We start from the raw sequence: 10,625 nt of genomic DNA on the forward strand, positions 1-10,625 counted from the left end.
TCCCATGCCGAACTCAGAAGTGAAACGCCGTAGCGCCGATGGTAGTGTGGGGTCTCCCCATGTGAGAGTAGGGAACTGCCAAGCATTAAATTGAAGCCTTAATGTAAAAAGACGTTAAGTGCGTAAAGAATAAGCGGAGCGGTAGTTCAGTTGGTTAGAATACCTGCCTGTCACGCAGGGGGGCGCGGGTTCGAGTCCCGTCCGTTCCGCCAACACATAAGAAAACCTAAGTCTAATGACTTAGGTTTTTTTTTTGTTTAAAATTTAAAGTTGCCTACATTACCTGTGCTTATTTCATAATAATTCGCCATTAAAGCTATTTTTTACAAAAATAGTTACACTTATTTATCATTATATTCTTTAAAAGGGTGAGGGGAGATCCCAGCTTTGGTATACTAGATAGGTAGCAAGAGATCCTATTGGTTATCTGAGGTTGCTTAATGGCGAAAAAACCGACTTATTCAGTACGTTTTGTAGCAGGTCAACCTGTAGAAAGGATTGAACCTAGACTACCTTTAGGCCAAATAGAAGAGATGCTACCGATTGGGATGCCACTATATACAGAAGGCACTTTAAAAATTGCTGTTTGGAATATTTACAAACAGCAACGGGTCAATTGGCGTAGTATGCTGGAAACGCTTGCCACCGATACTCAACTATTACTTTTACAAGAAGCGCAAACAACACCTGAATTAGTTCGTTTTGCGGGTAAAAACCATTTAATTGCTGATCAAGTTCCTGCTTTAGCCTTTCAACAGCACCCTGCGGGTGTTATGACCTTATCAAGTTCCCATCCTATCTATTGTTGTCCATTAAGAGAAAAAGAGCCTTTTTTAAGGCTTGCTAAATCTGCATTAATTACGGTTTATCCACTTATTACTGGTGAGCATTTAATGGTGATAAATGTACACGCGATCAATTTTAGTTTCGGTGTTGATGTTTATCAAAGACAATTAAACAGCTTATCGACTCATATCATCGATCATAAAGGGCCTGTTATTTTGGCGGGGGATTTTAACGCCTGGAGTCGTCCAAGAGTTAATGTGTTAAAGCGTTTTGCTAGAAGATTAAAACTTAAAGAAGTGATCTTTGAAAAGGATTTACGCACTCGCGCTTTTGGTAAGCCACTTGATTATATATTTTATCGTGGATTATCACTAAATAAAGCGGAAATCTTAATCACAGATGCATCTGATCATAATCCTTTGGTGGCGACATTTTCTTAACTCGTGATGATAACATTCGTTAATATTAAAATATAAATATTTTAATATAATATGATTGTATTTATTATTGATTAGTATTATTACTCTATATTTAATTTATCTATCTATTTAATCTATTTGTTATATTAACGCGCTTTACTATACTTTTTTTGTCTATCTAATTCCCTACAAATATAGGAAATAATATGGCAACAAAAAATATAGTTATTATTGGCGGTGGTACGGGGGGTACTATTCTCGCTAATATCTTAGCTAAAAAATTAAATGATGAAATATTTTCAAAAAAAATAAAAATTACGCTTATTTCAGATAATCCATACCATTATTACAAACCTGCATTTATGTATATTGCATTTAACCTTTTCTTAAAAGAAGAGTTAATGCGATCACAAAGAAGTTTATTAAGACCAGAAATTGAATTTGTTATAGATAAAGCTGAAAGTTTCGATTTTAATAATAAAACAGTTTATTGTTGTTCTAAGAAAAAATATCACTATGATTTTCTCGTATTAGCCACAGGATGTGTTCCTCGTCTTGATAGAATTGAAGGTTTAGCTGAAGCTGGAAATCATTTTTATCAATATGAAGCTGCACGAAAATTAGCAGATAAAATTGCTACCATTGAAAAAGGGCGTGTATTTATCACGGTAACTTTCCCTGAAACGCCAAATGTACCTCACCAATGTGGTATTGCACCAATGGAAACAACCTTGATGCTGGATGAATTTTTACGTCAGCGACGGGTAAGAAGTAATATAGAAATTGTTTATACCTATCCTACCGTAGCTCAACTATTAAGAAATTGTCTTTTTATGCAGCAAGAAGTTTGTGAAGTACTTCCTGCGGTCTTTTCTGAACGAGATATCAAAGCAAAGCGTGGTTTTACATTAAGTCATGTTGATCCTGATAAGAAAATCGCCTATTCGAAAGAAGGAGAAGCAGAGCCTTTTGATATCTTAATGAGCACACCTCCTATAACAGCGGTAGAAGCCATTCGTAATACAGGATTAAGTGAATATAACAATGGTGAAGGCTGGTTACCGACCGATCCTGAAACATTACAGGTATATGGGTTAAATCAAGTTTATGTGTTAGGTGATACGGTTGATTTGCCTATTAGTAAGGCCGGTGGTAGCTGTCATAACCAAGCGGGTGTTATAGCTAATAATATTTGTGGTGAACTGCGTTATGGTTATCCGGCTGCAATTTATGATGGTCGAGTACAAGCTGTTGCCCAAATGGGATTATCAGCGGGTATGCCATTACAGTATGACTATAAACATGATGTTATTCCAACACCTCCAACAAAACTCGGTGGCATGTTACGTAACGGTTATAACCGGGGCTTATATTGGGCAACGGTCAGAGGATTATTGTAGGGGAATAAAATAATGAGTGAAAATAATTTAAGCCCAAATGAAAAACCGTTGTTATCTAATGAAGATAAAATTCATTTAGAACATTTACTAGAAAAAATAAGGCCTTTATTAGCATTAAAGCGCCTAGATAATATTGTTGATTTATTATCTTTAGCCTCAGATACCGTCGATATTATGGATAACGCAACGGTAGAAAAATTGGCGGTTGCTTTTGAAGAAACATTAATTCCGGTTTGGGAATTAACTACGGCCTTTAATATGGCTAAAAAAGAATCTCTTTATCAGGATAAAAAATATACCTTAGGTGCGACTTTTTCATTATTAAAAAATCCTGACACCTTAAAAGGATTAACTATTGTATTAAGGACATTACAAATTATTGGGGAAAATAATCAGAAAATAGAAGTTTAATTAATGTCAAGGAGATATAATGACGCAAAGTAATAAGTGTTTTAATACTCAAGCAATACATTATGGCTACTCTCCGTTAGATTATCAGGGGGCATTGGTGCCTCCTGTTTTTCAAACGTCCACTTTTGCATTTCCCACGGCTCAATATGGTGCTGATTGTTTTGCTGGGAAAGAAAAAGGGCATTTTTATACTCGTATATCTAACCCTACATTGGATTTATTAGAAAAACGATTAGCTCAGTTAGAGCAAGGAGACGCTTCTGTTGTTTTTTCTTCCGGTATGGGAGCTATCACTTCAACATGTTGGTCATTATTGCAGCCAGGAGATGAACTCATTGCTGATATGACCGTTTATGGTTGTACTTTTACTTTCTTTAATCATGGGCTGGCTAAATTTGGTATCACTATCAAACATGTTGATTTAACCGATCCTGAAAAATTAGCCGAAGCAATTACAGATAGAACAAAGCTTATTTTCTTTGAAACACCGGCTAATCCTAATATGAGGGTTAGTGATATTGAAAAGATCGCTAATATTGCGCACCAACATGATGTTTTAGTCATGGTTGATAGTACTTACTGTTCACCTTATTTACAAAAGCCACTAACCTTAGGCGCTGATATTGTCGTACATTCTATGACTAAATATTTATCAGGTCATGGTGATGTGATGGCGGGCGCAATTATCACTAATTATCAATTAGCAGATAAAATTCGCGTTGAGGGCTTAAAAGATATGACGGGGGCTTGTTTATCACCTCATGATGCAGCACTCGTTTTAAGAGGGATAAAAACGCTTAGCATTAGAATGGAAAAAATTTGCCAGAATGCGCAGCTTATTGCGCAATTTCTTGAAAATCATCCTAAGGTGGCAACGATTTCATATCCCGGATTAAATTCTTTTCCTCAATATGAACTTGCCAAAAAGCAGATGGCGTTACCTGGTGGCATGATAAGTATGGAGTTGAATGGTGGAATAAAAGCTGGCAGAGAATTTCTTAATCGATTAATGCTTTTTACTCGAGCGGTGAGTTTAGGTGATTGTGAATCATTAGCTCAGCATCCTGCGACTATGACTCATGCGACATACAGTGCACAAGAGCGTCAACGCCATGGTATTAGTGATGGATTAATTCGTTTATCAATCGGTCTTGAAGACGTTGATGATTTAATTGCTGATTTAACCCAAGCGCTCGCTTAATTGTATTGAGCGCAGATAATGGATAAAGAAAAGGCTGTGAATAACTCACAGCCTTTATTTTTCTTGATAACAGTAGATTATTTCTGCGTTATTCTTGGTTTGATACCAATATAGTAACCAACAGTTAAAATAGCCACCCATACTAACCCAACGATTAATGCCATTCGGGTTGATTCAAAGTAGCCTAAAATTGCTATCACAAATGCCATAAAAATAATGGTAATGGCGGGTGCTATTGGCCAAAATGGTACAGGGAATTTTAGTTTTTTCGCCTCTTCAGCACTCATTTGGCGACGCATAGCCACTTGAGAAAGTAAGATCATCAACCAGACCCATACAGTGGCAAATGTCGCGATAGAGGCAATAAGTACGAAGATTTTTTCTGGAATAAGATAGTTAAGCACAACCCCTAATAATAGCACCACTGACATCACTAATACGGTCATCCAAGGCACACCGTTACGCGTCAGTTTCATAAAGGATTTAGGTGCTTGCCCTTCTTGTGCCATGCCGTACATCATGCGACCAGCACCGAAAATATCACTGTTTATGGCAGAGATAGCGGCTGTGATCACCACAAGATTAAGAATGTTAGCGGCTGAATTGATACCCAGATTGGAAAAAATTTGTACAAATGGACTACCGTTATGGCCAATTTGTTGCCATGGGAAGATGCACATTAAAATAAAAATGGTCAGTACATAGAATAGTAAGATACGAAATGGCACCGCATTGATAGCTTTAGGGATCGTTTTTTCTGGATCTTTAGCTTCACTGGCGGTAATACCAATAACCTCAATACCACCAAATGCAAACATCACAATGGCGAGTGAGGCAATAATGCCTTCTATACCATTTGGCATAAAGCCACCAAACTCCCATAGGTTAGAAATACCAATTGGATGTTCTGTTTGCTGACCAAAGCCGTAGATCATTATGGCTACACCACCGATAATCATGGCAATAATCGCAGTCACTTTAACGATAGAGAGCCAAAATTCCATTTCACCAAATATCTTCACATGACATAAATTTAAGGCACCAATAAAACAGACTATGCCTAATACCCATATCCATTGGTCGACATCGGGAAACCAAAGTTTCATATAAAAACCAAATGCGGTGACGTCTGCAAGACAAACGATAAGCATTTCAAAAACGTAGTTCCAGCCAGTTAAAAATCCGGCTAATGGTCCCATATAATGGCTAGCATATTGTGAAAAAGAACCCGCCACTGGATGATGGACTGCCATTTCCCCTAATGCGCGCATAACCATAAATACTGCGGCACCACCAATAAGATAAGCAAGAAGTACAGCGGGGCCTGCTTTTTCAATCGCCGCGGCTGAACCATAAAAAAGCCCTGTCCCAATAGCAGAGCCTAGCGCCATGAAACGAATATGCCGCCCTGATAGTCCTCGTGAAAGTTTATTCTCTTTTTGCATCTAAAGTGTTTCCCATCTCTGTCCAACCGAAAAATCGGCTCTCTTTTTTTCAGTGTCTTTTCGCACGTTAGCTATCCAAAACAAAGCATGTACCTTATCATAAAGCCTCTTACGGTGAGACAGTTATCTGTAATAATCATCAGCATTCATTGGATATCAGAGTTTCTTATGCAATACCCCATTAATGAAGTGTTTCAAACCTTGCAAGGTGAAGGTGTTTTTACTGGCGTTCCTGCGCTTTTTGTTCGATTACAGGGATGCCCTGTAGGATGTAGTTGGTGTGATACCAAACATACCTGGGAAAAAGAAGAGAGCAAGAAAGTCCCTCTTGGAGATATTCCCATTAAAACACAAGAAAGTGATACTTGGGGTATAGCCACTGTCGAAGATATTTTATCACTTTTCCGGCAACAACGTTATAGCGCAAAGCATGTGGTGATAACGGGAGGGGAACCCTGCCTTTATGACTTACGGCCTTTGACGGAAGGCTTAGAAAAAGCAGGTTTTGATTGCCAAATAGAAACCAGTGGCACGCATGACATTCTCTGTAGTGAAGCAACATGGGTAACACTTTCGCCGAAAGTCGGTATGCGAGGTGGATTGAATGTTTTATCTAGTGCGATTAATCGTGCCAATGAAATTAAACACCCTGTTGCTCGTGAAAAAGATATCGAAGCACTGGATGATTTACTGCGATTAAGAACTCAACAACCTATGGCAATCGTTGCCTTACAACCAATCAGTTGTAAAGAGAGTGCAACAGCGTTATGTATTAAAACCTGTATTGAGCGTAATTGGCGTTTTTCAATGCAAACACATAAATATTTAAATATCGCCTAGTGTGTCATTTATCGTTAAAAAAAATCAGCCTATGAGTGGCTGATTTTTTTAGGTGAAAATTACTCACCACGATAAATACATCCTGCGGTACATGTCTCTTTAACCATCACGGCGGATAACAGGGGGAGTGATGGTTTAACTTGTTGCCAAATCCATTTTGCCAGTACTTCGCTGGTTGGATTTTCTAAACCTTCAATGTCATTAAGATAATAGTGGTCGAGCCTATCAAGAGTCGGTTTAAATGCGGCTTTCACATCAGCAAAATCAATTAGCCAACCTGACTGCGCATCTACTTCACCAGTGATTTCTAATCTCACTAAAAATGAATGCCCATGTAAACGTCCACATTTATGGCCTTTGGGAACATGGGGTAAGTGGTGCGCAGCTTCAAACTGAAAATCTTTAAAGATGGTGGTTATCATCAAAACTCTCTTGACTTAAATAGTAAAAAAATACAGATAAAACGGTGTCTATTTAGTGTATCTGATTTAGTGTGTTACGCCTAATCGCTTAACCTTAGCGACTTATTATATTCTTTTTCGTTTATTCATTATATCGATAAAGGAAATCGGTAAATAAATTTAGTCTTTAAGGTTATTAGATAGAGCAAACCAGTCTTTAAGTCGTGCTCTGATCGTGCGATACCCTCTTATTCATTAAAAAAGTCCAACCACAATAACAGCACCGATGCAGTGCAATGTTTTTTTAAGGCAGGATCGATGAGCAATCAACCCCCATTATTATCAATGCTTCCATTAACACAGGAGCAATTGAATAAATTACAGGATGTGACGAAAGACTTAACTCCAGCCCAATTTGCTTGGCTTTCTGGCTATTTTTGGGGGCAATTAAATCAGCATTCATCCACTAAAGATGAGCTGGTAAGTGTACAAAGTCAGGTTCCCCAACAAGAAACCATCACCGTGATATCAGCATCACAAACTGGCAATGCACGTCGTTTAGCTGAACAATTACGCGATAAATTGGTTGATAATCAACTTAATGTTGAGCTCTATAGTGCGAGTGAATATAAATTTAAGCAGATCCACAAAACGACAACCTTAATTATTATTACCTCAACACAGGGGGAAGGTGAACCTCCTGAAGAAGCCATTGCATTTTATAAATATTTGCACTCTAAAAAAGCCGCGCCAATGAAACAAACGGCTTATGCTGTACTGAGTCTCGGCGATAGTAGCTATGAACATTTTTGCCAAGCAGGTAAAGATTTTGATCATCAACTGGCGCAACTTGGCGCGACCAGTCTATTAGAAAGATTAGATGCAGATGTTGATTATCAAGCTGACGCTGATAAATGGATAACTCAGCTGACTGATATTTTAAAAATACGTGTACCTGAGCAAAACACTCAAGTATTGCAACAAACACAATCAGGAACAACCGACAGTGTCGATACCGCACGCTACCATCGTGATGCACCTTTTAGTGCCACTTTATTAACTAATCAGAAGATCACCGGTCGACATTCAGATAAAGATATCCGTCATATTGAAATCAGTCTAGCAGGCTCTGAATTACAATATCTTCCCGGAGATGCGCTAGGGATATGGTTTAAGAATTCGGAAGAAAAAGTGGAAGAGCTTATTACCCTATTATGGTTAACGGGGGATGAGCAGGTAAATGTTAAATCACAAACATTAACGTTAAAAGAAGCATTATTGCATCATGTTGAATTAACTCAAAATAGTGCACCAATTATTAAAGCATATGCCCAATTATCCCGTCACGAAGAGTTATTATCGCTGGTGGCTGATAAAAGCAAACTTCAGCAATATGCGCAAACCTACCCAATTAATGAAATGGTACGTCAATATAGTGCGCAACCTAATGCTCAAGAGTTTATTGATATATTGCGCCCATTAACTCCACGTCTTTACTCCATCGCTTCATCACAACAAGAAGTTGATGATGAAGTTCATCTTACCTTAGGTGTTGTTCGTTATAACGTCGATCAGCGTGCTTATACAGGAGGTGCCTCAGGGTTCTTAGCTGATCAACTTCAAGAAGGCGATACAGTAAACGTTTTTATTGAACGTAATGATCATTTTCGTTTACCTGAAGATAATCAAGTCCCTGTGATTATGATTGGCCCGGGGACGGGGATTGCGCCTTTTAGAGGGTTTATGCAACAACGTGAAAGTGAAGGTGCGACGGGGAAAAACTGGCTCTTTTTTGGCAATCCTCATTTTGTAGAAGATTTCCTTTATCAAGTGGAATGGCAACGTTATGTCAAAAGCGGGTTGTTAACACGTATTGATTTAGCATGGTCGCGTGATCAAGCCGATAAAATTTATGTGCAAGATAAATTACGGGAGCAAGGTCAGGAAATTTGGCAATGGTTACAGCAAGGTGCTTATCTCTACGTTTGTGGTGATGCATCAAGAATGGCTAAAGATGTTGAACAAACATTGTTAGAAATAGTAATGACCCATGGCAATAAAAATATTGAACAAGCAGATGATTATTTAAGTGAGCTACGTTTAGCACGTCGTTATCAGAGGGATGTTTATTAAAATGAAATCACAAACTCAAGCGCCCTTAGTGGTTGAAGGAAAACTATCTGATAGTGAACGTATGAAAAAAGAGAGTAATTTCTTACGAGGCACTATTAGTGATGATCTACAAAATGGTCTAACCGGTGGTTTTGAGGGCGATAATTTTTTATTAATTCGTTTTCACGGTATGTACCAACAAGATGATAGAGATATTCGTGCCGAGCGTGCCCAACAGCTACTAGAGCCTCGTCATGCCATGATGTTACGTTGTCGTTTACCGGGCGGTGTCATCACACCAAAGCAGTGGCTAAGTATCGATAAGTTTGCTAGTGAAAATACGCTCTATGGCAGTATTCGTATTACTAATCGTCAAACTTTTCAATTTCATGGCATTTTAAAAGGCCATGTTAAACCGGCTCACCAAATGCTAGCGTCAACAGGCCTTGATGCTCTTGCAACCGCCAATGATGTTAATCGAAATGTGCTATGTACCTCAAACCCTGAACAATCTTCATTGCATCAAGAAGCTTATGAATGGGCCAAAAAACTATCCGAGCATTTATTGCCACGCACCCATGCCTATGCAGAAATTTGGTTAGATAAAGAGAAAGTGGCGACAACGGATGAGGAGCCTATTTTAGGTGAAACCTATTTACCTCGGAAATTTAAAACATCGGTGGTGATCCCCCCTTATAACGATGTTGACTTGCATGCCAATGACATGAATTTTATTGCCATCGCAGAAAATGGGCATTTGGTTGGTTTTAATGTGCTAGTCGGTGGCGGCCTTGCGATGACCCATGGTGATAAAAAAACCTTTCCGCGTTTAGCTAGTGAATTTGGTTATATTCCTATTGATAAAACATTAGCAGTCGCTGAAGCGATTGTGACGACGCAACGAGATTGGGGCAATCGTACTGAACGTAAAAATGCCAAAACCAAATACACCTTAGAGCGCGTTGGCATTGAAACATTTAAACAGGAAGTTGAACGCCGCTCAGGGGTTATGTTTGATATGATCCGACCGTATCAATTTACTCACCGTGGTGATCAAATTGGTTGGTTAAAAGGGGTTGATAACAAATGGTATCTAACCTTATTTATTGAAAGTGGTCGATTAATCGATAAACCTAATGCGCCGTTAAAAACGGGGGTTGCTGAAATTGCCAAAGTGCATCTTGGTGACTTTCGTTTAACAGCTAATCAAAATTTGATTGTTGCTGGTGTACCAGAGGCACAGAAAGAGCAGATTGAGGCGATAGCGCGTCAATATGGTTTAATTAATGATGAGGTTACACCGCTGCGTAAACATGCCATGGCGTGTGTTTCATTTCCAACCTGCCCATTAGCCATGGCAGAAGCGGAGCGTTTTCTTCCCGTATTTACCGACACCCTTGATAATATCATGGCTAAATACGGAGTCAGTGATGAGCATATTGTTGTACGTGTAACAGGGTGTCCTAACGGTTGTGGTCGAGCGATGTTGGCGGAAGTCGGACTGGTGGGTAAAGCCCCCGATCGCTATAACTTACATCTAGGAGGAAACCGCATGGGTACTCGCATTCCTAGAATGTATCGTGAAAATATTTCATCACAAGAAATCATTG

9 protein-coding genes, 1 tRNA gene and 1 rRNA gene are annotated in these 10,625 nt (G+C 38.9%); 9 read left to right on the top strand and 2 right to left on the bottom strand.

Going from position 1 to position 10,625, the window contains the following annotated elements:
- The 6 genes from rrf to ACYUCW_RS17205 all read left to right on the top strand — a co-directional run.
- Nucleotides 1–84, top strand: a 5S ribosomal RNA gene (rrf, locus tag ACYUCW_RS17180); the annotation flags it as partial.
- 51 nt (nt 85–135) lie between these two features.
- Nucleotides 136–212: transfer RNA gene (locus tag ACYUCW_RS17185), tRNA-Asp, on the top strand.
- Between the two features lie 228 nt (nt 213–440).
- Nucleotides 441–1,226, top strand: a complete 786-nt coding sequence (locus tag ACYUCW_RS17190) for an endonuclease/exonuclease/phosphatase family protein (protein ID WP_143475509.1) — start codon at nt 441–443, stop codon at nt 1,224–1,226.
- Between the two features lie 185 nt (nt 1,227–1,411).
- On the top strand, nt 1,412–2,605 hold the full coding sequence (locus tag ACYUCW_RS17195; RefSeq protein ID WP_004250259.1) for an NAD(P)/FAD-dependent oxidoreductase: 1,194 nt from the start codon (nt 1,412–1,414) through the stop codon (nt 2,603–2,605).
- Nucleotides 2,606–2,617: 12 nt separating this feature from the next.
- Entirely contained in the window at nt 2,618–3,016 is a 399-nt protein-coding gene (locus tag ACYUCW_RS17200; protein WP_004248702.1) for a helical membrane plugin domain-containing protein, read from the top strand.
- A gap of 19 nt (nt 3,017–3,035) precedes the next feature.
- Entirely contained in the window at nt 3,036–4,217 is a 1,182-nt protein-coding gene (locus ACYUCW_RS17205; protein WP_049200674.1) for a methionine gamma-lyase, read from the top strand.
- A 77-nt stretch (nt 4,218–4,294) separates the two neighbouring features.
- On the opposite strand, the gene ACYUCW_RS17210 is transcribed toward ACYUCW_RS17205, so the two are convergent.
- Nucleotides 4,295–5,662 (bottom strand): amino acid permease, encoded by a 1,368-nt coding sequence (locus ACYUCW_RS17210; RefSeq protein WP_004248701.1) that lies wholly within the window; start codon nt 5,660–5,662, stop codon nt 4,295–4,297.
- Between the two features lie 168 nt (nt 5,663–5,830).
- On the opposite strand from ACYUCW_RS17210, the gene queE reads away from it, so the two are divergent.
- The gene (gene queE, locus ACYUCW_RS17215; RefSeq protein ID WP_004250261.1) at nt 5,831–6,502 is read left to right on the top strand and encodes a 7-carboxy-7-deazaguanine synthase QueE; all 672 of its coding nucleotides are present in this window, start codon (nt 5,831–5,833) and stop codon (nt 6,500–6,502) included.
- A 59-nt stretch (nt 6,503–6,561) separates the two neighbouring features.
- On the opposite strand, the gene queD is transcribed toward queE, so the two are convergent.
- Complete coding sequence (gene queD, locus ACYUCW_RS17220; RefSeq protein ID WP_168713146.1) at nt 6,562–6,927, bottom strand: 6-carboxytetrahydropterin synthase QueD; 366 nt, start codon at nt 6,925–6,927, stop codon at nt 6,562–6,564.
- A 294-nt stretch (nt 6,928–7,221) separates the two neighbouring features.
- Between queD and cysJ the strand changes: the two genes are divergently transcribed.
- Nucleotides 7,222–9,036 carry an NADPH-dependent assimilatory sulfite reductase flavoprotein subunit gene (gene cysJ / locus ACYUCW_RS17225; RefSeq protein ID WP_087726388.1) on the top strand — a complete coding sequence of 605 codons (1,815 nt, stop codon included), beginning with the start codon at nt 7,222–7,224 and terminating at the stop codon, nt 9,034–9,036.
- A gap of 1 nt (nt 9,037) precedes the next feature.
- On the top strand, nt 9,038–10,625 hold a 1,588-nt coding region (gene cysI, locus ACYUCW_RS17230; RefSeq protein WP_460409131.1), incomplete at its 3' end, for an assimilatory sulfite reductase (NADPH) hemoprotein subunit.

This window comes from Proteus sp. MB838 (genome assembly GCF_054767435.1).

What these genes read in the sequence shown, in the direction of transcription:
- ACYUCW_RS17190 (WP_143475509.1), top strand. Translation starts at nt 441, where the DNA reads ATGGCGAAAAAACCGACTTATTCAGTACGTTTTGTAGCAGGTCAACCT.
- ACYUCW_RS17195 (WP_004250259.1), top strand. Translation starts at nt 1,412, where the DNA reads ATGGCAACAAAAAATATAGTTATTATTGGCGGTGGTACGGGGGGTACT.
- ACYUCW_RS17200 (WP_004248702.1), top strand. Translation starts at nt 2,618, where the DNA reads ATGAGTGAAAATAATTTAAGCCCAAATGAAAAACCGTTGTTATCTAAT.
- ACYUCW_RS17205 (WP_049200674.1), top strand. Translation starts at nt 3,036, where the DNA reads ATGACGCAAAGTAATAAGTGTTTTAATACTCAAGCAATACATTATGGC.
- ACYUCW_RS17210 (WP_004248701.1), bottom strand. Translation starts at nt 5,662, where the DNA reads ATGCAAAAAGAGAATAAACTTTCACGAGGACTATCAGGGCGGCATATT.
- queE (WP_004250261.1), top strand. Translation starts at nt 5,831, where the DNA reads ATGCAATACCCCATTAATGAAGTGTTTCAAACCTTGCAAGGTGAAGGT.
- cysJ (WP_087726388.1), top strand. Translation starts at nt 7,222, where the DNA reads ATGAGCAATCAACCCCCATTATTATCAATGCTTCCATTAACACAGGAG.